This window comes from Oxobacter pfennigii, from assembly GCF_001317355.1.
In the GTDB taxonomy this organism is placed as follows: domain Bacteria; phylum Bacillota; class Clostridia; order Clostridiales; family Oxobacteraceae; genus Oxobacter; species Oxobacter pfennigii.
On sequence record NZ_LKET01000024.1, the window covers coordinates 18,409 to 42,524 of the forward strand.

22 protein-coding genes are annotated in these 24,116 nt (G+C 36.1%); 4 read left to right on the top strand and 18 right to left on the bottom strand.

The window, feature by feature from the left end; all coding sequences use genetic code 11:
• Positions 1 to 120 precede the first annotated feature (120 nt).
• The 16 genes from pepV to OXPF_RS05290 all read right to left on the bottom strand — a co-directional run bounded on the left by pepV (position 121) and on the right by OXPF_RS05290 (position 19,215).
• A complete protein-coding gene (gene pepV / locus OXPF_RS05215) occupies positions 121 to 1,518 on the bottom strand; it encodes a dipeptidase PepV (protein WP_054874157.1) in 1,398 nt (465 codons plus the stop codon).
• Between the two features lie 182 nt (positions 1,519 to 1,700).
• The gene (locus OXPF_RS05220; RefSeq protein WP_054874158.1) at positions 1,701 to 2,249 is read right to left on the bottom strand and encodes a nitroreductase family protein; all 549 of its coding nucleotides are present in this window, start codon (positions 2,247 to 2,249) and stop codon (positions 1,701 to 1,703) included.
• A gap of 104 nt (positions 2,250 to 2,353) precedes the next feature.
• A complete protein-coding gene (gene murJ, locus OXPF_RS05225; RefSeq protein WP_054874159.1) occupies positions 2,354 to 3,877 on the bottom strand; it encodes a murein biosynthesis integral membrane protein MurJ in 1,524 nt (507 codons plus the stop codon).
• A 256-nt stretch (positions 3,878 to 4,133) separates the two neighbouring features.
• The gene (locus OXPF_RS05230) at positions 4,134 to 5,420 is read right to left on the bottom strand and encodes an O-antigen ligase family protein (protein WP_054874160.1); all 1,287 of its coding nucleotides are present in this window, start codon (positions 5,418 to 5,420) and stop codon (positions 4,134 to 4,136) included.
• A gap of 15 nt (positions 5,421 to 5,435) precedes the next feature.
• Positions 5,436 to 6,089, bottom strand: coding sequence for an exopolysaccharide biosynthesis polyprenyl glycosylphosphotransferase (locus OXPF_RS05235; protein ID WP_054874161.1), 654 nt, complete (start codon positions 6,087 to 6,089; stop codon positions 5,436 to 5,438).
• Between the two features lie 24 nt (positions 6,090 to 6,113).
• Positions 6,114 to 7,340, bottom strand: coding sequence for a glycosyltransferase family 4 protein (locus OXPF_RS05240; protein WP_054874162.1), 1,227 nt, complete (start codon positions 7,338 to 7,340; stop codon positions 6,114 to 6,116).
• Positions 7,341 to 7,351: 11 nt separating this feature from the next.
• Positions 7,352 to 8,413: a non-hydrolyzing UDP-N-acetylglucosamine 2-epimerase gene (gene wecB, locus OXPF_RS05245; RefSeq protein WP_054874163.1), complete on the bottom strand. Its 1,062-nt coding sequence runs from the start codon at positions 8,411 to 8,413 to the stop codon at positions 7,352 to 7,354.
• Positions 8,414 to 8,426: 13 nt separating this feature from the next.
• Complete coding sequence (locus OXPF_RS05250; RefSeq protein ID WP_054874164.1) at positions 8,427 to 9,593, bottom strand: YveK family protein; 1,167 nt, start codon at positions 9,591 to 9,593, stop codon at positions 8,427 to 8,429.
• 2 nt (positions 9,594 to 9,595) lie between these two features.
• Positions 9,596 to 10,678 carry a glycosyltransferase family 4 protein gene (locus tag OXPF_RS05255; RefSeq protein ID WP_054874165.1) on the bottom strand — a complete coding sequence of 361 codons (1,083 nt, stop codon included), beginning with the start codon at positions 10,676 to 10,678 and terminating at the stop codon, positions 9,596 to 9,598.
• The gene (locus OXPF_RS05260) at positions 10,656 to 12,035 is read right to left on the bottom strand and encodes an O-antigen ligase family protein (protein ID WP_054874166.1); all 1,380 of its coding nucleotides are present in this window, start codon (positions 12,033 to 12,035) and stop codon (positions 10,656 to 10,658) included. Before OXPF_RS05260 ends, OXPF_RS05255 begins: the two co-directional genes overlap by 23 nt.
• Positions 12,036 to 12,066: 31 nt before the next feature.
• Positions 12,067 to 12,810, bottom strand: a complete 744-nt coding sequence (locus OXPF_RS05265) for an acyltransferase (RefSeq protein ID WP_054874167.1) — start codon at positions 12,808 to 12,810, stop codon at positions 12,067 to 12,069.
• A gap of 9 nt (positions 12,811 to 12,819) precedes the next feature.
• Complete coding sequence (locus OXPF_RS05270; RefSeq protein ID WP_054874168.1) at positions 12,820 to 13,920, bottom strand: Gfo/Idh/MocA family protein; 1,101 nt, start codon at positions 13,918 to 13,920, stop codon at positions 12,820 to 12,822.
• A 35-nt stretch (positions 13,921 to 13,955) separates the two neighbouring features.
• Positions 13,956 to 15,293, bottom strand: a complete 1,338-nt coding sequence (locus OXPF_RS05275; RefSeq protein ID WP_054874169.1) for a nucleotide sugar dehydrogenase — start codon at positions 15,291 to 15,293, stop codon at positions 13,956 to 13,958.
• Positions 15,294 to 15,312: 19 nt separating this feature from the next.
• Positions 15,313 to 17,163 (bottom strand): polysaccharide biosynthesis protein, encoded by a 1,851-nt coding sequence (locus OXPF_RS05280; protein WP_054874170.1) that lies wholly within the window; start codon positions 17,161 to 17,163, stop codon positions 15,313 to 15,315.
• Between the two features lie 148 nt (positions 17,164 to 17,311).
• Positions 17,312 to 18,469 carry a tetratricopeptide repeat protein gene (locus tag OXPF_RS05285; protein ID WP_054874171.1) on the bottom strand — a complete coding sequence of 386 codons (1,158 nt, stop codon included), beginning with the start codon at positions 18,467 to 18,469 and terminating at the stop codon, positions 17,312 to 17,314.
• A 104-nt stretch (positions 18,470 to 18,573) separates the two neighbouring features.
• Positions 18,574 to 19,215 carry a 50S ribosomal protein L25 gene (locus OXPF_RS05290; protein WP_054874172.1) on the bottom strand — a complete coding sequence of 214 codons (642 nt, stop codon included), beginning with the start codon at positions 19,213 to 19,215 and terminating at the stop codon, positions 18,574 to 18,576.
• A 310-nt stretch (positions 19,216 to 19,525) separates the two neighbouring features.
• On the opposite strand from OXPF_RS05290, the gene OXPF_RS05300 reads away from it, so the two are divergent.
• Complete coding sequence (locus tag OXPF_RS05300) at positions 19,526 to 21,019, top strand: aminotransferase class I/II-fold pyridoxal phosphate-dependent enzyme (protein WP_054874174.1); 1,494 nt, start codon at positions 19,526 to 19,528, stop codon at positions 21,017 to 21,019.
• 59 nt (positions 21,020 to 21,078) lie between these two features.
• On the opposite strand, the gene OXPF_RS05305 is transcribed toward OXPF_RS05300, so the two are convergent.
• Both OXPF_RS05305 and OXPF_RS05310 read right to left on the bottom strand, forming a co-directional pair.
• Complete coding sequence (locus OXPF_RS05305; RefSeq protein WP_054874175.1) at positions 21,079 to 21,501, bottom strand: PH domain-containing protein; 423 nt, start codon at positions 21,499 to 21,501, stop codon at positions 21,079 to 21,081.
• A gap of 191 nt (positions 21,502 to 21,692) precedes the next feature.
• Positions 21,693 to 21,887: a hypothetical protein gene (locus tag OXPF_RS05310; RefSeq protein ID WP_054874176.1), complete on the bottom strand. Its 195-nt coding sequence runs from the start codon at positions 21,885 to 21,887 to the stop codon at positions 21,693 to 21,695.
• A 510-nt stretch (positions 21,888 to 22,397) separates the two neighbouring features.
• Here OXPF_RS05310 and OXPF_RS05315 point away from each other — a divergent pair.
• From OXPF_RS05315 to tnpA, 3 genes are all read left to right on the top strand, one after another.
• Complete coding sequence (locus OXPF_RS05315; protein WP_160317155.1) at positions 22,398 to 22,862, top strand: DUF4829 domain-containing protein; 465 nt, start codon at positions 22,398 to 22,400, stop codon at positions 22,860 to 22,862.
• Positions 22,863 to 22,917: 55 nt separating this feature from the next.
• Positions 22,918 to 23,649 carry a LolA-like protein gene (locus tag OXPF_RS05320; RefSeq protein ID WP_054874178.1) on the top strand — a complete coding sequence of 244 codons (732 nt, stop codon included), beginning with the start codon at positions 22,918 to 22,920 and terminating at the stop codon, positions 23,647 to 23,649.
• Between the two features lie 114 nt (positions 23,650 to 23,763).
• The gene (tnpA, locus tag OXPF_RS05325) at positions 23,764 to 23,994 is read left to right on the top strand and encodes an IS66 family insertion sequence element accessory protein TnpA (protein WP_054874179.1); all 231 of its coding nucleotides are present in this window, start codon (positions 23,764 to 23,766) and stop codon (positions 23,992 to 23,994) included.
• Positions 23,995 to 24,116 lie beyond the last annotated feature (122 nt).

Below are 24,116 nucleotides of genomic sequence, written 5' to 3' on the forward strand. Positions count from 1 at the left end.
GCCCCGGCTGCTGTTTGTTGTTGGGATATTATTAACTGCAGCCATAAAAATAATTTTTCTTATATTCATTTTATCCCCTTCGTTTAAAGCTATTATGAACCCCTGTTATAATAATTTGCGCTATTTAGCCAACTGGTATATAGCCTGGCTGTATATCTCGGTACATTTTATAAGATTATCTATATCCATGGATTCATCCGGCTTATGAGAGGTTTTGATTTCGCCTGGGAACAGCGGTCCAAAGGCTGCCATATTGTTAAATGCCTTTGCATATGTTTGGCCATTTACAGAAACAACGCTGCCTTCTTCACCCACAACAGAATTATATGTATTTAAAAGTGTGGAAATCAAAATACTGTCTTCGGGAATATAAAGAGGTGCTCTATGCCTTAAAATATCCATATTTACCTTTTTGCTGGCAGCATCATTGGTTATAAATTCCATTAATTTATCATAGCTTGATTCAATCGGATATCTTATATTAATAACAGCTTTTGCAGTATCCTCATCTATATATAATCCAGTCAAATAAACAGTATAATTCAAATTATGTGAATCGGCATATTCTATATGCACCTTCTTGCCTGAATTCTCTGAAGTAGAAAATTTCGATATATACTTAATAAAATCCGATACATCATTTTGGCCAAGGCTGAATTGTGCAAGGAATTCAATTAACTGGCCTATGGCGTTTTTGCTCATGCTGACATCTTTATTATTGGATGCATTGCTTTTTGAAATTATTGTATACATATCAACAATCTCGTTTATTATCATATTTGTCTTTTTAGTTTCATCGTAAAGCTCCAATATATCCTTTAACATATATTTAGCCATGCCCTTTAGCTTTAACTCACAGGTACATTCATTGGGGATTGTATTTACATTATCGTCACATTTAATGGATTTTATTTCAATCATTCCCTTTGACTTTCTGGCTATTTCCTTACTAAATTCAATATCAATGGACCCTATTTCCGAATTTACCGCGGGAAAGAATCCATCAGGGACAAAACCAATGTCCGGAGCTTTTTCCTGCTCAAGGTATTTTTTTATATCTTCCCAGCCATTTTCTTCATCGGTACCGAAGATTATTCGAATCTTTTTGCTTAATGAAACTGCCGAATCTTTAATCGCCTTTAATGCGTATAATGCTGCAATAATGGGTCCTTTATCATCAATTGCTCCCCGGCCGTAAATCCTGTCAGCATGAATCTCCCCGGTAAATGGAGGATAAGTCCATCCGCTTCCTTCGTGAACTACATCAAGGTGACCTATTATACCTACAGTCTCCTCACCTTGTCCATATTCTGCATAACCTATATATCCGTTTAAATTCTTTGTCTTAAAACCCATGGAGGCTGCAATATCCAGTGCATACATAAGAGCCCTGTTTATACCTTCTCCAAAAGGTGCATCGTCTTTGGGCTCATCCTTTACACTCCTTATTCTTACCATATCCTGTACTGATTTAACTATATCCGGTTTCATTGAATGTATGTATTCATTAAAATTCATATACTATACTCCTTAATAAGGATGCCAAGCTTTAACCTTGTATCCTTTCATGAAAAACATAGCTAATGTATATTATATAGATATTTTCTGATAATTTCTATATAAATTGAATATAATGCATTTCCGCCAAATTAAAAAGGCATTCATTATGAAAATGAAGCCTAATTTATACCACAAAGATTTCAAATATTATTAAACCCAATATTGCTTTCCCATTTATTATAGTAGGTTATATCCTTAATTCCTACCTTCTCCTTATCTTCCGGCATTTCATCTCCGTACCCTAAAGGCGTTATTCCAACAATCCTAATCTGGGAAGGGATTTTTAGAATTGATTTTATATTATCCTCATCAAACAGCCCTATCCAGCAGGTTGCAAGACCCTCATAAGTTGCTGACAGCATTATATGTTCCATGGCTATGCCGCAATCAGCCATGTAATATTCCTTATCATCTATTTCCTCCGTATCCACAGGGTTGGCACAAATTATAACTATCATGGGAGCATGTTTTAATGCATCCTGAGCCGGATTAGACTCATCCACGGCTTGAGATATCATAAGCTTGGTCTCAAGTTCGTCTACTATTATAAATCTCCAGCAATGTTTGCATGACCAGGAGGGTATCAGTGTTGCTGATTTAAAAATTCTATAAAGTTTTTCCTTTTCGACCGGTATATCCTTATACTTGCGTATACTCCGTCTTTTTTCAATAATGTCGTACAATTCCATACATACCACCTTCCATACAGCAAGTCTATAAAAATAGTATGTGCGGAAGATAGTAAATAATTACACAAATGCTGAGTTTTAAAAAATTAATTAGTGGAAAATGCCTATTTCCCTCTCTTTCGGATCTTGTCAATTATGGTTTTAACCTCATCAACTTTAAATAATATAATCAATGCAAAATAAACTGATACCCCTGCTAATATCAATATTGCCACTGTAATTGTATGAGAGGATATTGAAATAATATTATTTAAAACTGTAATTACACCAGACATAACTGCAGCTGCTGCACATATTTTTATAAGGTTTTTTAATAAATACGTACCCATGGAAATGCTTATTTTTTTCTTCAGCATCCAATATGCCATACCAAACTGGAATACCGCCACCAATGAAGTGGCAAGGGCTAATCCCAAATGCCTCATAGTTTTCATGAAGAAATAATCCATGAGAGCATTAAGAAATATGGTAAAGAGGCTTATGTACATCAAGGTTTTTGTGTCCCTCATGGAATAATAGACCTTTGAAATAACTGCCGTTCCTCCATAAAGTATAATAGTGGGGCTGTATCCCAATAATGCCAGTGATGTATTAATGGTATCTGAGCTTGTAAATACATTTCTCTCATATAAAAGCTTTACTACATCCATCCTTAATGTTATAAGCCCTGCAAAGGATGGTATAAGAAAAATAAGACTTATTATAAGGGCTTTATTTAAATAAATTTTAAGATTTTCTCTGTCTTCCTTGTTAATATAATCAATGAGGTCAGGAAAAATAATAGTTGATATAATTCCGGCAAACAGTGTTATGGGAAGCTCAACCACTTTGTTTCCATAGCTCAAATAAGACATACTTCCTTCAGCAAGGTATGATGCAAAAATTCTGTCTACAAAAACGTTTACCTGGCTCATGGATGTAGCTATCAATATTGGAAGGAGCATTCCAAAGAATTTTTGTGTAAATTCAGGATACATTTTTAAATTAAGACTAAATCTCTTATCAATGCTTTTAAGCTTCATAAATTGGAGTATAAGCCCGATGGCTGCACCTGTCATGTAACCGTAAGCTATTGAGTTAATATTAGTACTTCCACCGAACAAAAAAACCCCTGCAATTATGCCTGCAGATAAAAGGCTTATTGCAATCAGCGGATATATAAACTGCCTGTAACAATTTAAAAGGGCTCCTTCTATGATTGTACCGCTGTATATAAACACTCCTATAAAGAATATCCTGGATATTGATGCTGCAGCCTCTATGTTTTCCGGAGTGAACCCGGGATATAAAAGCTTTATTATTTGTCCGGAAAACACTATACCGATAACCGTCATAAATAAAATCAGTATCAGCAAATATGAAGATATGCTGTTTATTTTTTCCCAGGCCATATCTTCGTCGGCTTCCTTCTCCGATAAAAACAATGGCGAATATACATTAACCAATCCGGCATATAATAGCGCCATTATAAAATACGGTACAAGATATCCCCCAATATATGCATCCGTCAGACCGGTGGCTCCAAACTGGCTGGCTATTACCATCTCTCTTCCGAATCCCAATGCTTTTTCAATTATTGTAGCTAGGACCATCAATATTGCGGCCCTCTTTATACTATATTTACTCATATAATTTCATCCTCAATTCTTGGTAGTATCGCTTGAGATGGCTCCATTCACTGCTCCATGACCTAGAGTTATGCATCATCTTATTGTAAAGGGCTCTCCGGCCCAAAACCATCCTGCTTTTGACGGCCGCTTATGCTCGCTTGACGCTTCTTTACAATAAGATGCTCAGAGTTCTTCGGATATCACCTCTACGGTCGCTCCGCAATGTCCCTGTCATCATCCCAAGCTTATGCTATGAAAAGTAAATTGACTAACACTAATAGTCCCTAACCTTACTCCACATAAGGCTTATAAACAGCAGCAATATGAAGTTGCGCCAGTGGTAGAAAGTTGCCATGGTGATGTTCGTAATAAGTACTGCCAGTACCGATAGATTTACTGACATAGCATAGTGACGGACCATGGTGCTTGTGCTTTTTCTTATAATGTCTTTTAATGTTGCAACAAAAATATAGATGTATAATGATAAATGTGCCAGCAAGCCTAATGCACCGTAATTTCTCAGTATGTGTATATATTCATTATCAACGGATGAATAATATACTCCTATAACCGGTCCGATACCTACAATTGGATGAAACTTGAATAAGTTTATTGCCTCTATCCAGTGTTTAATACGGTCGTTTACGCTGTTTACATCAAATTTATATTTTATTATATCAAAAATATAATACAGGTCCATATATTTGACTGCCAGTGCAATTACTATAAGTATGACCAAAAATGCAATCAGATACTTTATTATATTTTTTCTGCCGCCTTTTATAGTCTGAACAATCATAAAATAAAAGAATACCATAATAACTACGGCAATGCCTGTCCTTGACTGGGTAAATATAAGTGATAAGAAAAGCATTATATCTATAATCAGGTTTACAGCTTTATGTTTCAAATCATCTGCATGTACGATATTGGAAGTAATACAAGCCATTAATACCATAAGCTGGAGAGAATAAAAATTGGGATTTGACAGAGTCCCTAGTACCCTCCTCCACTCCTGCTTTTCAATGAGGGAATCGATTACCGCTCTTCCGCTTTCGCTTGATATATAATATCCTGTGAACCACTCATTAAAATTAAACAGATTTGTTCTTTGCATTATCCCGACAAGAGCTATTAAAAAAGCCAGCGCAGGCAGGAATTTATAAAGAAAAAATCTATGATTATCTTCATCTATACCTGCAGGCAAAATAGCAATGGCTAATAGAATATACAATCCCACTTTGATATTAGGTACAATATTTGAAATTATATTTACAAAGCCATTATGTATTATGAAATTTACTATGGAAATCGTATCCGTTAAAAATATAGCCGATAATAGCAATGCAATGATCCTTATGCTCCTGTTTTTCTCATAAAAGCTTTCCTTTACAGCATAAGGCAGAAGAAAAACAAAAAGAATGGTGAGTATAAATGTCACTTCAAAATTCTCTCTTCCTGCTATTTTTATATAAGGTGTAAAAATCACAAGTGTAATATAAATCAATAATAATATAAAAAGAATCCCGTTATTTTTTATGTTTTTAATTATGCCCATCATAAAAAAGCATCTCCTCTAATAGGCACCCTGGCCTCGTAATACTACCGATATAGTTTTAAAAAGAATTTTTATATCCAGCCATATGCTGTAATTTTCAATATATTCAATGTCATATTTAATGGTTTCATCAAGTTCTATTTCTCCTCTGCCGCTGACCTGGGCAAGACCGGTAATACCCGGCAAAACTTTAAGGCGCAGCTTCTGCGTTTTGTTATAATAATCGGCTACGGAAGGAATTTCAGGCCGCGGTCCCACGAGGCTCATATTTCCGATGATTACGTTCATAAGCTGGGGCAGTTCATCCAGGCTGGTTCTCCTTAAAAAAGCACCTATTTTGGTCACCCTTGAATCACCTTTATCCTGAAATACCAGGCTTCCTAAATTGTCCTTGTCAATATCAAGCTTGAACAGCCTTTCTGCATTTTTTACCATTGTCCTGAATTTATAAATTTTAAAAGGCTTTCCGTCAAGTCCTACTCTTATCTGAGTAAATATTGCAGGACCTTCAGAATCTTTTTTTATGGCAATCGCAATTATAAGCAATGCGGGAATAAGCAATATAAATAATATCAAGGACGCTGTTAAATCCATAATTCTTTTCAATATCAAATCAAAAGACTTATTTTTAAGCCTTTCATTTATTTTAAATTTGTGTTCATTCCATTCCATGGAACAATTCCTCCACTAGCATGTTTATTTCTTCATAATATCTATAAGCAGTGATTCAAATCTTTTTGTTATGGTCTGTCTTGAATAGTTTTCCATTACATATTTTCTGCCGTTTTCCCCTAATTCTTTGCAGAGCTCAGGATTTTCATAGAGCTTTAAAACTGCATCTTTAACTTCCATGTGATTTTCCGGCTCAACACAAATACCGGCCTTTGCCTTTTTTATCAATTCCTCAGCTTCACCTTCAACGGATAAGATGATGGGTAGCTCTGATGACAAGGCTTCAAACATCTTAGAAGGCAAAGCGCCTTTGAATAAATCAAGCTTTTTCAAAGGTATTATTGTTGCATCCATTGATGCTATTATGTTTGGCATATTCTTTTTAGGCTGTAAGGGATAAAACTGTACATTATCAAGTTCAAACTCCTTGACCATGGACATGAGCTTTTCCTTTTCCGGGCCTTCGCCTATGAATACAAAGGATATATCCTTGTAACCTTTAAGCTCTTTTGCAGTATTTATGATTATTTCAAGTCCTTGGGCAATGCCGTGGATGCCTGCGTAACATACTGCAAACTTTCCTTCTATGTTAAACTGTCTTCTTGTTTCATCATTTCTGTTTTGAGGCTTGAAAAGCTCCGAATCAACACCGTTAGTAATTAAGTGTACCTTTCCATTTCCAAAGCCCCTGTCTATAATATTATTTACAATTCCCATGGTCTGGCCTGTTATCAAATGGGATTTTTTATAGCTGAATTCCTCCAGCCAGGTAGACAATCCTATTAAAAGCTTGTCATTTAGCACTCCAAGCTTTATTGCCGATTCCGGCCACAAATCCGATACATTGAATACATATTTAGCCCCTTTAAGCCTGGATATCAAGAATCCGGAATATCCTAAAAACAAGGGCGGGGATTCGGTTATTACAACATCCTGCTTTCCTGTCATGGGAAGTCCAAATATTACAGAGGTTATGGTAAACGACAAATAATTTATTATCCTCGGGATAAAACCGGTATTTTTAGTGGCATATATCCACGTCCTTATTATATCAATACCTTCTATTGTTTCCCTTAATGTTAATTTGCCTTTGTAGCCTTCAAATATTTCACCCTTTGGATAATTAGGCATTGCAGTTAATATAGTAATATCATGACCTAACTTTTTAAGCTGCTTTGCAAATTCAAATATTCTGTTTTGAGGTGCACCCACCTCCGGCGGGCAGTATTGGGTCAAAAATAAAATTTTCATGATTTTAGCCTCTATTGCAGCGTATTATAAAGTATCTCACTTATTTTTTCACTGGCCTTGCCGTCACCGAAGGCCTCTTTTTGTTCCATAGCCGGTGTGAAATTTTTTATGGCATCAACTATCTTTTTTTCATTGCTTCCAACGATTATGTTCCAGCCGTTTTGTACCGTTTCCACCCATTCGGTTTCATCCCTCAATGTAATGCAGGGAACCTTCAGGAAAAAGGCTTCCTTTTGAACACCGCCGCTGTCTGTTATAATTTTTAATGCATGGCTTTCAAGGCGGATCATATCAAGATAGCCAACAGGGTCGATTATTTTTATGTTGCTGCTAGTTTCAATGCCGTATTCCCCTAAAAATTTACGTGTACGGGGATGAAGAGGAAGTATTATTTCTTTTTGACAGTTATTCAAAGCATTTATAATACTTTGAAGCCTTTGCCTGTTGTCGGTATTTTCAGCTCTGTGAATTGTTGCAAGTATGTAATCCTTGTTTTCTATACCCCATTCCCTTAAAAATTCAGTATTTTTAAGGGCCAGGTTTTTAAAATGCAATGTGGCATCCAGCATAACATCTCCCACATTGTAGATATTATCTATGATGCCTTCCTTTTCAAGATTTTTAACAGCAGTATACGTAGGACAAAACAGCACCTTTGATATATGGTCTGTCAATATTCTGTTCTGTTCTTCGGGCATAGCCATATTAAAACTCCTAAGTCCCGCTTCTATATGTACGACGGGTATATGCAGCTTGCTGGCGGCAAGAGCACCTGCCAGAGTTGAATTTGTATCACCGTATACCATTAATGCATCCGGATTTTCCTTCAGAACTATCTCTTCGATTTTTATGAGCATCATGCCCGTCATATATCCGTGGTTTCCCGAGCCGATATTCAAATTATAATCTGGTGCCGGAATGTTGAGCTCTTCAAAAAATATCTTTGACATATTATCATCATAATGTTGTCCCGTATGTATAATAACTTCATCATGTTTTTTTCTTATGGCCTGTGACACCGGTGCAGCTTTTATAAATTGAGGCCTTGCCCCTATTACTGTAAGTATTTTCAATTTTAATACCTCTCTACTCTATTACGTAATATCCCAATATGTTTATGTCGGTGTCTTTTAAATTGGACGTCAGCTCTTCTGCGTTTTTAATATTTGTGGAATTTTTCTCTGCTGCCGCTATGATTGAACCAAAGGAATGGGACAATAAAAGCATTTTGTCTGCTCCTGTATCCTTTGAAAGGGATAAAAGTATCAAATCGTAGCAATCCTTAACGCTTTCAAGCTGGCTCTTTATATCAAGCTTGATGATGTCTGAAGCTGTTATATTATCCTTAGGGTCAAAGGACACATAATGAATATTTTTATCTGCTTCCTCAATAAGTTTTGATATATCGCTGTTTTGTATTGACAGCGAACCTTCAGATGATTTTTTATTATATAAGTCCTTGCCTATGACAAGAACCTTTCTTCCCATGGAAGCAAGGGTCTTTACCAATTGGTTTATGTGCTTTTTATCATCCTTCACATCCAAGGGTATGATTGCAGCTGTTTTTGTATCATTGTTCTTAGCTTTTAATATGAGCTTGGTACTAAGTATGGATGTATCATCACCTTTTTGTTTTAAAGAACCAAGGTAATCCAAATTGTAAAGCCTTTGCAATGCTTTTTTCTCCCACAGCTTTTTATCAAAGGTCATGAGCAGAAAAATAATCATAATTCCTATGCCTAATCCGGCAACTGAACCGCTTATGATGTTTTGTCTGTAACTTTTTCCGTTAATTACTACCTTCTCACTTTTTACTATCATCAGATTGTCTATGCCAAAGAGCTTCATAGCGGCATCCGAAATAATATCCGGGATTTTATCTGCCACTACCCTTACTGCCTCTTGATCGCTTCCTGTCACAATAAAGTATATCCTTTGATGCACATCATTTGCATCAGTGCTTATCATTGTTTTTAAGGTTTCCTTATCCATATTAAGTCCAGTCTCATTTAACAGCCTGTCAAGTACCTCATCATTGGTTGTCAACTCAGCCAATACATTAACTATATTGCTGACGAATTTGGTGTCCCGGTTCACCTGGGTCTGAGGCCCCACAATTATCTTAGGGGTGCATAAATAGCTGTATTTATTAAAATAGGAAAAAAATCCGCTCACTGCAGTACACAATACAATTGATATTATTAAAATCCATATTGATTTTTTAAAATAATAAAGGACATCTCTTAAATCCATTACTATACACACCCTTCTATTATATTTTCATATAGTTTATACATCTCATCTACATTGGCTTCCCAATTATAGCTGTTCTCGACAAAAGCCCTTCCGCGCCTTCCCATTTCATTCCTGATTTGGCTGTTGTTTATAAGATATTCCATTTTTTCTGCCAGTTCATCGGTGTCCGCTGCTTTAAATAGCAGCCCCGTTTCACCGTCAATTACAACCTCCGGTATTCCGCCTACATCTGAGGCAATTACCGGCACCCCGCAGGCTTGAGCCTCTAAAGCTGCCACGCCGAAGGATTCACGTATTGAAGGCATTACGAAGATATCCATTTCATTTAAAAATATTGGCACTTCCGTATTTAACACCTTGCCTGTAAAGGTTACGTAATCTTCTATCTTAAGCTCAGCGCACATAATCTTAAGCTTATCGTAAAGGTTTCCTCCTCCTACGATGAGAAGCCTTAAATTACCGTATTTTTTATATATCTTTTCAAAGGCTCTTATCAGATACTCGATTCCGTAAACCTCCTCCAAGGATTTTACTATTCCGAAGGTAATTACAGTATCATCCTTATGTCTTTCTACATTGAATTTTTCAATATCTATTCCAAATGGTATTATTTCCAATTTCTTGTCAGTATAAAGCATTGTTTCATCAGCCAATGCCTTGCTTGTTGCAATTATGTAATCTGCCTTTTTCAAATTATATCTTACTATATTTTCAAATATTTTATTTTTCCTTGGAGCATCGAAAATATCCGTCCCCCAGGTGGAAATTATAAGGGGGTGTATATTGCATAAGGCTCCTGTAAGTCCGTAGCCTGTAGCATAATGAGCATGGACAATATCCGGCTTGATTTTTTTAATAAGTTCCCTTACTTTTAAGGCTTTTGCTATGTAAGTAATGTTCTTAGGCTCATAGGGCAATCTGTTTCTTTCCCTTTTTACCGGCTCAATATAATGAACTTTAATCCCCTCTATTTCTGCCTTATCAAAGGATATAATTTCAATATCACGGCCCCGTGAACTTAATGACTTTGCCCACCTTTGGGTATGAATGCTTGTTGCGTTAGCCAGATAGCATATCTTCATTCATTGCACCCCCATCATTGCTGTTTTTAAACATTACCTCCAAAAGCGCGGTAAATATAAAGAAATATCCACCCGTAACGCTTAAGCCTCCTAAAAGCATGGTCTCAAATACCTGGGTAAACAAGGAACCGGCAATTATGGCAACCATAGTATACATCATCAGAGATTTCTTTCTTGATAACAAAAATTGTCGCAGCATATTGAATAAGAACACTATATAAATTATCAATGTAAAGATCCCCATCTCCACCCACATTCTTAAAAATGTGTTATGGGGAGTCCTTCCCATAATGTTTATTGAATATGTGCTTATGGCTCTGACAGAATTACCTATTCCAAAACCCGTAAAAGGTCTTTCCTTTATTGCCTGTATTGCAGCATTCCACAATATTCCTCTGCTGCTTAGAGAGAATATGCCCTTGCTTAAGTTTTTAAAGTCAAAGTCAACATCGATGACAAGAGGAAGCAATGTTATTATTGCAAATATTATCCCTATCCATAGATATTTGTATTTCCTGAACTTATAAAGGAATATTATCATCACCGAAATACCCACCGCTCCCCAGGCGCTCCTGGAAAAGGTTAATAAAAGATTAATGCCCATAAACATCAGGCATATAAAATGATATATCTTTGATGATTTTTTAAAAAACAGATAAACTGCACATGGTATGGTAAAAGTCAATAGCACTCCCAGAGAATTTGGATTGGGAAAGACCGAGCTTATTTCATACATCCGCGTTCTTGTATAAGCGATATGATATGTAATATTTACCCCCATATAACCTAATACAACTATACCAAGGCCTATAACACTGTAAAACAAGCCAATGAAATTTATAACTTCAAATATGTTTTCAATACTCTTTTCGGTGTTGAAATTCTCTATTACCCAATCCCATAAAAAAATTATAATTGGAAAGCTTATGATATAAGTCATGCTTGTTCTTAAATCAATTGAAAAAGGCAGCAATGCAAAATTCAATAAAACGTACATAACAAGAAGCCTGCCGTTTTGGGTTTCTATCATGCCTTTTACCGTAATCTTTCCTTTAGTCAGCATTACAATAAAAAAGACCATGATGCAAATTCCAAGGGGCAATACATATTTCAAACTGAATCCTAATATATTCATGTAAGGTATTACGAAAAGAAACAAATAAAATAGCTTATCTGCATTTAATAAGTTCCTGATGAAATAACCAAACATGCATGCTATGACACAAATCCAGAAAACTAAAATCAGGCCTTTTTGGTAATCCCTCGCAATATATATTCCTGTCAATGTTGTTATTAAAATTATTAAAGCTAAAACAGAAACCTTCTTTTTCAAACCTAAGCCGGCAATTGTATTCATCAACCTTCACTACCTTTAAATATTAATGCTGTTATTTCTGATTTTTCAGAAGCTGATCCTTCGGAACATCGCGAAGAACCTTTGCAGGATTCCCGGCTGCAATCTTACCCTCTTCTATGTCCCTGGTAACAACGCTTCCTGCTGCGGCAAATCCATCTTCATTTATTACTTTTCCTGGTAGTATTGTAGCCTGTGCTCCTACCCTTCCGCCCTTTTTAATTGTAACACCCTTAAAATGATTAAAGCGCTCTTTTGATCGTGCGGCAAAATTATCGTTGGAGGTTACAACTCCCGGTGCTATAAATACAAAATCCTCGACTAAAGAATAAGCAGTCAAATAGGCATTGGTCTCTAGTTTGCAGTTACTTCCTATGGTGCAAAAATTTTCAACTGCAACTCCCCTGCCTATTATTGTCTTATTTCCTATTTTAACGTTTTCCCTTATGGTGGCCAAATCGGCAACCAAAACCTTTTCACCAATTTCACAGCCACAATAAATTACAACACCAGCACCAATCAGGCATCCTTCCTTTATAGCTGCAGGAGACAATTTATCTTCATCATTGAATATGCTGTTTACAGACCTCATAGGAGTTTTGCCTATTACGGCATTGTCATCTACTCTGACATTGGAGCCTATTATGGTTCCTTCATGTATTACAACATTATGTCCTATTATAGTATTTTCCCCTATTTCAACATTATCTTCAATTACAGTAAAGTACCCTACCTTTACATTATGTCCTATTATAGCCTTGTCTGACACATAATTCATAAATAATACCTACCTTATCATATCAATGGTTGAGAAATCCCCTATGGGAAATTTTACAGGCATACCCGTCTTTTGAGATTTATATGCCGCAAGTATTATCTCCATAGCAACCTTGCCGCTTTCTCCGGATATAAGGGGCTCTTTATCACTTTTTATACTGTCAATCATATCTTTGAAGAGAGGAGTATGGCCAAATCCATAAACTGAATCCGGATCTCCTTCCTGCCTCTTCAAAATCTCAGCTTCGTTATCCAAGCCATCGGCAAATCTCCAGGTTTCAATTTTGTTAACGGCAATGCCTCCGATGCATACAGTCCCTTTTTCACCAAATATGCTTAAAGTTTCTTCAAGGTTTTTAGGATATACACAGGCTGTACCTTCGACAATACCTATAGCTCCGTTTTTAAAACGAATGATTATTGCCCCGAAATCCTCGGCTTCTATATCCCTTATAAAGGTTCCGCATTGTGCATAAACGGAATCCACTTCTCCGCCCATCATCCATTGAAGCAAGTCTATGTTATGGATGCACTGGTTCATCAAAGTTCCGCCGTCTAATTTCCAGGTACCTCTCCAGGGTGCCTGGTTATAATATTCCATATTTCTGTTCCATAATATTCTTGCAGTACCGTTTACCAATTTACCAAATCTGTTTTTTTCAACAGCACTTCTCAACATTGCAATTGACGTATTAAACCTGTTTTGATGGCAGACGCAAAGTTTTTTATTATTTTTTCGGGAAGCTTCAATCATTTTTTCCGCATCGGCAGTTGATAAAGCCATGGGCTTTTCAACAACTACGTGTATGCCGGCATTTAAGCACTCAATGGCTATTTCGGGGTGATAACCGCTTTCTGTGGCTATTGTTACCACATCTATTTTTTCATTTTTTAGCATCTCTTTATAGTTCTGATACAGCTTTATACTGGCTTTCTTATAGCCTTTTGATTGGAGATAATCATTATATAATGCGGATTTTTCCTCGGCATTCCTTAATATGATATCGCTTACGCAAACCAATTCGGCTTCTTCAAAATTGTTTGCCAGGGCTTCCATGTGCTTCTTTGCTATTCTGCCGCAACCGATGGTTGCAAATTTCAATTTATCCAATTGTTATTCCTCCTGGATATAATCATTGACTAGGATTATAGTTTATATATTTTGTCTCTTAAATTTTTAATATGACCCATGGCATTCCTGGTATCATATATTACTTTTGCATCTTTCAATATTTTTTCGTAGTCATAAATTGAATGGTCGGTGGTTATTACCACTATATCGGCATTTGATACCATATCATCGTCCATTTCCACCGTCTTATAAAGCTTTCCGCTGCACTTAAAGGTTGGAACATGGGGGTCATTTATAATGATTTGTGCTCCCTGTTCCTCCAATAATTCAATTATTTTTAAAACTGGGGACTCCCTGTAATCATCTATATCCTTTTTATATGCAACGCCTAAAAGCAGCACCTTTGCACCGTTTAAGGCCAGCTTGCTCTTGTTTAATATCTTCATTATATTTTCAACGACGAATTCTGGCATGAAATTGTTTATCTCCCCGGATACTTCAATTAACTTTGTGTGGTAATTGTACTCCCTCGCCTTCCAGGTCAAATAATAGGGGTCTATTGGAATACAATGGCCGCCCAGTCCCGGTCCGGGATAAAAAGGCATAAATCCGTAAGGCTTTGATGCTGCAGCATCAATAACCTCCCAAATATCTATGCCCATTCTTTTGCAGAGTATTGCCATCTCATTTACCAGAGCTATATTTATATTTCTGAAAGTATTTTCAAGTATTTTTTCCATCTCGGCTACTGCCGGTGAGGAGACAGGAAATATCTCGCCTTCCAGCACATTTCTGTATACTGCAGCGGCGATTTCCGTACAGCACTTAGTCATGCCTCCCACAACCTTGGGAGTGTTTTTAGTCTTGAATTTCTTGTTGCCCGGGTCCACCCTCTCAGGTGAAAATGCCAGAAAAAAGTCAATACCGCATTTTAAGCCGCTCTCTTCCAATATAGGTTTTACGACCTCTTCTGTAGTGCCGGGGTAGGTAGTGCTCTCTAGAACAACAAGCATACCTTCATGAAGGTTTTGAGCTATGCTTCTAGTGGAGTTTACTACATAAGATATATCAGGCTGCATATATTTATCAAGTGGCGTAGGCACGCAGATAAAAACAGCATCCACTTCTTTAATAAAGCTGTAATCCTCCGTTGCCTGCAATTTTTTCTCCTTTACCAGCAAATAAAGCTCTTCATCAACCACATCACCTATGTAATTGTGTCCGGAATTTACATCATCAACCTTCTGCTTTTGAACATCGAAGCCCGTTACGTAATATCCTGCCTTGGCCTTCTCAACAGCCAGAGGCAAGCCAACATAGCCTAATCCCACCACTCCTATTTTGGCGGTTTTATTCATTATCTTTTCATATAGTGCTTTTCCAGTTGAGCTGAATTCAATATCTTTATTCATAGCGCATATAATCCTTCCTTTATGATTCGATAGTATGATAAGTAGGTACAATATCCATAAGTGCCTGCTTTACTTCTTTCGGGTTTTTATTAATTATGGTTTCAAAATCTTCAAGCTTAGACAGCAATGCATAATAATCGATGTTGGATAAGGTTCCAACCATAATCTTCTCGTGGGCTGTCTTATTCAAGCCCTCTTCTGCCATCAAAACCTCTTCGTATAGCTTTTCCCCCGGTCTTAAACCGGTAAATACTATTTTTATATCCTTTTCAGGCTCAAGACCTGAAAGCTTTATAAGATCCCTTGCCAGATCAACTATTTTAACAGGCTGACCCATATCAAGGACAAATATCTCTCCTCCTTTAGCCATCGCTCCCGCTTGAATTACCAGCTGGGCGGCCTCGGGTATGGTCATAAAAAACCTGTTTATTTCAGGATGGGTTACGGTAATGGGCCCTCCGCTTTGAATCTGCTTTTTGAACAACGGAATAACAGAACCGTTGCTGCCTAAAACATTTCCAAACCTTACGGCAACGAATTCGGTATTGCTTATTTGATCAATGGCCTGTATTATCATTTCACATACCCTCTTAGTAGCACCCATTACATTTGTAGGGTTTACGGCTTTGTCCGTGGATATCATGACAAATCTTTTGGTTCCGTATTTGTGGGCGCATTCAACCATATTCAAAGTACCGTAAATATTGTTTTTAACCGCTTCCAAAGGATTGTCCTCCATCAAGGGGACGTGCTTATGGGCTGCAGCGTGAAATACAACATCAGGCCTATATGTACTGAATATTTCATCCACTCTCTGTTTATCCCTTACCGAGCCAATCAGCACCTTAATTTTAAAGCCAACATTTAATTTATCCAGTTCGTTTTGTAAATCATAGACATTGTTTTCGTAAATGTCCAAAACAAGCAAGGTATCGGGAGAGAATTTTGCAATCTGCCTGCACAGTTCCGAGCCAATGGAACCGCCTCCGCCCGTTACAAGTACAGTTTTATTATTAAGATAATCTGCTATATTGTCTATATCAAGCATAACCGGAGCTCTGCCCAGCAAATCCTCTATATCAATATCTCTTATGCTTCCTAATGGTGAGTCGGTATCTAAAAGATAGTTGACTCCCGGCTGTATCCTGACTTTGCATTTAACGTTTTTACATATATCGATTATGCCCTTGATTTCGGACTGTGAAGCCGAAGGCATAGCTATAATTATCTCGTCCACCCATTTTTGTTTTACTATTTTTTCAATATCGTTTCTGTTTCCTAATACTTGCACATTGTTTATGTATTTCCCCTGCTTATATTTATCATCATCTATAATGCCTACAGGGTAATATCCCAGCTCTTTGTTCTTTTGCATTTCCTTAACAACTTTGGCTCCGGATGCGCCTGCTCCTACAATGAGTATATTCTTAAATGCTGATCGCTCCTTCTTATTATAGAAATAAGCCATCCAGAATATCCTGTTTGAAAATCTTATACCTCCCACCGACAGCATGATAAGCATCCAGGATATTATGTATATGCTCCTCGGAAGATAAACATTAAAGGTTATACCATATATGTAGCTTAGTATTGTGGCTATAACCGTGGCAAAAAATATTGAAACTATTTCATTTACGCTGGCATAACGCCAGAGGCTGGAATACAGCCTGAAAATATAAAAAATCACAATAAAAATTGCTGTTATAACCACAGCAGTATTGTAATAACGCGTCATGTAATAGACGGGTATTTGAAGGTAGTGTTCATCCAGAGAAAATCTAAGAAACAACCCTATAACTATAGAGAGATTTATTAATATAATATCAAGTAAAACCAGTACTGATATTTTAAAATTTCTGATTACGTCCAAATTATCACCTTATTCTCAATTTTTGATAGGTGTTTTCGATAACTTATGCTAAAATTTCATATTTATTTTACCAATAAAACAGTAGTATTTCAACAATTCATATATACTGGCATTTATTGGATAATACTGACTTATCTAAATGACACAGTTATATATTAAGCTTCATCCATCTTATGCATTTGACGATAATTTCATCATTTGGTTCAAGCTCTTTTGCCTTTTTTAAATATTCCTTTGCTTTTGCATCATCACCTGCATAATAATAGGCTATTGCTAAATTACAGTTATATCCGCCGCTATCCTTATTTAATTCTACAGCGGTCTTAAGATTTTTCAGAGCGTTATCAACGTTCCCTAATTCCATACAGCAAAGCCCCAGTTCATTATATATTTCATGGAAGCTTTCTCCTGCTTTAATAAGCTCATTTAAAAGAAGTTCGGCTTTTTTGTAATTTTGTATTTTTCTATATCCCAAAGCGGTGAAATACTTAGCCTCGCTCCAATCATCATGTCTTCCGATAAGAGGGATGATCATTTTTAGTCCCTGCTCTGCTTCGCCATCTATTATTTTTTGCTTAGCTTCCATAAATATAAGCTTATCATTTTCATTTTGAATTAATTTTTCTATTTCAGCCTTTGTATTGCTGTCAGCCGACAGTTCATAGGCTTTTTGCCATGCTAAAATAGCCTCCTGATATTTTTCCTCATTCGAATAATAAAATCCCATTATATAATATGCCTTTGAAAAATGAGGATAAATTTCTGAAAGCTCTTCAAATATTTCAAAGGATAATTGATAGAATAAATCATGCTCTTCCGTGCTGCCCTTTTCATTTTTTATAAATACCATTTCCTTTAGTATAAGACCTATGTTATACCATATTATCATATGGTTGTCTGATATTTTTTCGAGTGTAATCAAATATGTAAGGGCATCGATAAATTCACCTTTAGAAGCCAGCTCCATAGACTTGCTTAACAGATAGCTGTCTATTTTTTCTGTCGTGCCTTTTAAGATATTTATATAGTCTTCATTATATTTGAAGTCTTTATCGCAGGCTATAACACATACCATGCCTTCTGCCAGCAGTTCAAAATCTATTCTTTCTTCGTATTTACTGGCTTTTATGCCCTCAATCAATCCATCAGTTTTAATTGGAAGGGGTAAGTTATCCGTAAGCTTGAATTTATTATCAATAATAAGGTCCTTATTCAACTCCAGAAAAACTATGGTTTTCAGCTTGTTTTTAAAGCTTTTATCCAGTTTATCCTGGATATATCCGGCACTTAATATATTTTCACTCATACAAATACACCTGCCTTTTATATGAACACTTTTTATTGCACAGAATTCATTATAACATTCTTTTATGAACATGGCATTAAAAAACAGCCCTCAGGCTGTTTTTATTAAATAATATCCTCTTCGCTTGTTGTTGAAGGCACAGCTAACGGAATCTGTGACGGTTCGATTGCTGAAGTCGTGGTTGTGTCTTCTTTTTCCGAAGCATAAGTAATTGTTGCAACTATTGAATTTATATCGGATAAGATGCTTATTTCAGAAGCAAATTCCATATCGGCAACAGTTATCTTATCTCCTATTTCCAAACGCGATACATCGGCTAATATAAACTTAGGTAATTGATCCGGAGTGGCTTCTACTTCAACAGTACCTAACTGTTTTTGCACAATACCTCCCTTTGACCTTATAGCCCCTTCGCCTTTAACCATAATAGGAACTTCGGCATGTAACTTTTCGTCTTCACGAATGCATTTTAAGTCTATATGTACCGGTCTTCTGTCGACAGGGTTCCTCTGTATTTCCTTTATCATAGTCTTTAAAACAGAGCCATTAACATCTATATTAATTACTGCATGCTCACCCTGATTTTTTATTATATCATTCAATTCCATTTCGGAGAATTCCACCAGCATATTATCTATGCCTTTTCCATATAAAACTCCCGGTACTTCTCCTTGCCTTCTCAGTGAATGACATACTCCCCTGCCTGCTTTTTGCCTCAATTTTGCCTTTAATTGGGCTGCTTCCATTAAAAAACTCCCTCCTTATAATCGGTTAGTAGAATGAAAACAATTTTTCATTCTAAAAGGAGTATGTACAATTTTCATAAATTTAATCATATTTTATACGATTTGGTGCAAAGGCCTTGAAAAAGCTGTTTTTAAAGGTGCAAAAAATATTTTTTATAATCATTGCATTTCTATACCATATAACTTATAATGATATTGTTTTGAAAAAAATAATACTTAAGCCTGAGATCGCTCTGCAGAAGCCTGAAACTTTATGCATCGAAGTTTCGGGCTTTTTATCTGAAATTTTTGAAAGAAGGTGTTGATTAAGGTGTACAAATTAGATCAACTGCAAACTCCCTTATTTGATGCTTTGATGCAGTATGTAAAAAGAGATACGATACCTTTCCATGTTCCCGGTCACAAAAAAGGTGACGGCATGGACAGCAAGTTTAAAGATTTTATTGGTACAAATGCATTGTCTATTGATGTTACAGTTTTCAAATCAGTTGACAGCCTTCATCACCCTACCGGAGCGATAAAACTAGCGCAGGAATTGGCTGCCGATGCTTATGGTTCCGACAGGGCGTTCTTTTCCATTCATGGCACTTCCGGTGCCATACAGGCAATGGTATTAAGTGTAGTTTCGGAAGGAGAAAAAATTATAATACCCAGGAACGTTCATAAATCCGTTACTTCGGGTATTATATTAAGCGGTGCTGTGCCGGTATATATGCAGCCTGAGATTGACAGTACAATAGGAGTTGCCCTTGGTGTTACCCCTGAAACTGTGGAACAGACTCTTAAAGATAACCCGGATGCTAAAGCGGTCCTTATTATAAACCCCACTTATTACGGAGTGGCGACTGACATAAGAAAGATAGCAAACATCGTGCATTCATACAACATACCGCTAATCGTTGATGAGGCCCACGGCCCCCACTTGGGATTCAACGACAGACTTCCTGTTTCAGCTATGGAAGCCGGTGCGGATATGTGCGCACAAAGCACTCATAAGATAATTGGCTCTTTGACTCAGAGCTCCCTTCTTCACGTTAAGGGACACAGAGTAGATGTTAACAGAGTTAAACAAATAATGAGCCTTCTTCAGACAACCAGCCCATCATATATATTGATGGCTTCGCTGGATGTTGCAAGAATGCAGATTGCCACAAAAGGCAGAGAGCTTTTGGATATGACAATAGACCTATCACATTATGCCAGAAACGAAATAAACAATATACACGGTTTCTACTGCTTCGGGAATGAAGTCCTCAATAAGAAAGGCGCCTTTGCAGTGGATCCCACAAAATTGGCCATATGCTGCAAAGATTTAGGGATTACAGGATATGAATTGGATCAGATTCTTGCTGATGAATATCACATCCAGCTTGAAATGTCTGATTTGTATAATGCCCTTGCAGTAGGCTCCTTTGGCGATACAAAGGAGAAAATAGACAGTCTATTGCATGCATTAAAGAAAATAAGCTTAAAATATTGCGGAACAACCGAAAAACGCGGAGGAGTTCTTGAAATACCCGAAATTCCTGAACAGGTTCTTGTTCCAAGGGATGCCTTCAACAGGCCTAAGGTCTCCATGTCGCTAGAACAAAGTATCGGTCAGATAAGTGGTGAATTCCTTTTGGCTTATCCTCCGGGAATACCTGTTCTTTGCCCCGGTGAACGAATTACCGCTGAGATTGTGGAATACGTAGAAGAAATGAAAAACGCCGGTCTTTACGTTCAGGGAACTGAAGATCCGGATGTTAACTTCATAAAGGTTTTAAGAGATTCAAACTCAATGAGTCTGGATATTACAGCATAATTTATAAAAAATTAAGGGTGTCACAAACTGTATTATAGCAGTTGTCGGCACCCTTTTATTTACCCGCACGGTCTTGCCATGACATATAAAAATTCCTCTCTGTCTTTTACAGAAACAAAAATCTTTTTGTTCTTAGGATATTCAATAACCATACCGTTTTTACTTAATATGGGATGGACCCAGACTATACGGTCATTATTATTTATATACCGGACATTTTCTATATCACGAAGAGGAATTTTCCTTCGGAAAAGCAAACCGTTATTGATTGTGATATATTCCCTATCAACTATTATTTTTGCAAAAAATACTCCTGTACAATGTGTTATAAAAAGTGTCCATCCAAGCACCATGAAAATTTTTAGTATTATTGCTGCATCCGACGGCAATACAATGAAAAATACGCAGAAAAGAGCAACAAAAATATTATAAATATAGATCGCTTTATTTTTATCGGATATTTCAACATCAAATCTGTACATTTCTATTCACAAACACTCCGTTTTTTTCATTAGTATGCAAGTATTTGCTCAAAAGGCATGCTTTTCCTATTACTATTTTGTCCATTATGTTTATGGTGTATTCTGCAATAATATATACTATCTTTCATTTTTACGTTTTATATAATCCTAATTTTAATAGTTCCCCTATTAAAATAAACATAAAATTATTTTTAGCTATCATTATCTTCCTTCAAATCTCTAAACAGAAAAAACATTATACCTATAATTACCGATATATTTATAGTACAGGCTATTGAGAATATAAAATATTTTTCCGGATTAGCAAAATAATAAAGAAATAATACAATGCTTATTATTTGCAGTATCAGAGTCTCAACCAAAAATTTTCTTACTTTTTTATACATTTTTCTACCTCCTATGGTAATATATTTAATACCGCAAACTAACTATCTTGTCCCATCTGGTTTTCCGGGCAGTTGGATTAGTTAACCTGCCCGCTACCTTTTTGTACCAAATTAACGGCATCTGAATCGTAGCATATATCAACTAATTTTATACTTTTATTTTCCTTAACTTTATCATGTTCTTTTACTTTTGCCCTTGTTGTTAAAGCAAATATACCATAGTTACCTGATTCTATCTTTTTAATATTTTCAAGCCTTACCGATCTTGCTCTTCAACACTTTCCTCTACAATATAAGACTTATAAAAAAAGAAATGTTACAATTTTTTTATTAAATATTTTAAAAAAGATGTAACATTTACACAATTTTTGAGTCTTATATTATAAAGATAATTTATTCCATTCTTTAAGGAGTTAATTTAACTATTATGGAGGCTATATGATAAAGAGTATTCAATTGCAAAATATACTTAATAAAAAAACAAAACGTCATGTTATATTTCAATCTCTATTGCTGATATTTATCATTATATTGACCGGAGAATTAATAGCATGTGAAAAACCAAGTTCAATCAGCGATGCTTCCGATGTGGTGATACAATATCTGGAGGCGCTTAAAAACAATGATAATACTACATTGCAATTATTAAATAATGAAGACTCAGATATCATAACTGATTCAGAGGTAACTCTTGGCGTAATTAGTCTTACCATTGACAAAGTTGAGGTTTCTGATAATCGAACTCAGAGGATTAAAGAACAATATACCGGAAGCGATCTGGCTAAAAGTTATGGATGGTCGGATAACTATATCCATGATAACTTAATTGCAGTCTACGCAGAATACACGGTAGATTACGATAATACAAAGGTTCCGTATGATGAAGGGAAAATCACCCAATATTTTTATTTAGTAAGAACCAACAGCAACTCACCATGGCGTATTTGGGCATCTAGTTACGATATTAGCGATTAGTGTCTATTCCAAATAAATTTGTATATCACAATAATTAAAGAGGGGTGATATTAAAATGATACGAAAAAATAAGCTTATTGCTATTCTTGTGCTTTGCACTATAAGTGCTATGACAATAGTAATTAATTCATATAACATTAATAAACGAACACTTAAAGCATCTGATGCTGATAAAATCCATATAAATAAAGTTGAGGATTTGAATAAATCACCCATCGTACAAAAAATGCTTACAGCAAATGATAATTATACATTCTTATCTGGAATCGTAGAACTTGAAGAATTTACACCTATAAAAAGTATGACCAAAGTAAATATCTCTGTAAAACAACCTGATAAGTATATAGTTGAAGTATTTGATTTGTATGATGATAAAGCTAATACATCTATTGCGGTAAATAACGGAAAGGAAATTCAACTCAAAGAACCAGACACAGAAATTAAAAAATATAAACCATTCACCGAATCAAATAAAACTCAAGCTGATCCTAACGAAGGGATAGTTCCTGATTTCAATGGTACATACTTGGCTTTATCAGGTCCGGTTAACTCGATGATTCATCCGGAATTTTATGTACACGATGCCTTCAGGAGAAGCACCGTAACAGTACTTGGTGACGATAAATTTTTGGACAGAGCCGCTACAGTAATAAATTTAAAGTATGTAGAAAATAAAGGCGGGGACAGCCAAACATTCTGGGTCGATAAAAATACCGGTGTTATACTTAAAACGGAGCTATATGACGAAGAAGGTGAAATTCTCTTCAGAGATGCATTTACAAAGTAAGCGCTTGATAAAATAGTGTCTTGAATCAATATGACAGTTTATGTGAGAATCTCAATAACACACTTTTTGCACTTTTCACACATTAGTGGAAAAAGTGAGAATTAGGGGGTTCTTATGAGCGAAGCGAAAAAACTGACTGACAAATACCGCATAGAACAATGGGCAATCATTATTCGGGAACGAATTAACAGTGGCAAACAGGTTAACGAGTGGTGCGCCGAAAATAACATTTCAAGAGATAGCTACTATTACTGGCTCCGGAAAGTAAAACTTGCAGCAGCCCGGGAAAAGGCATTGACAGATGAACCGCAGCTTTCTAAGATTGTTCCGATGGTTCCGCTGTAGATTAGCATTTTAAACAAGGGAAATTAGCCTCAATTTTTTCAAATTAAATAATACAGCGCTAATTTAATCCTATAGGAATTTGAGAAATGGATTTTCTAATTAAAATATATTTGAAATATGAT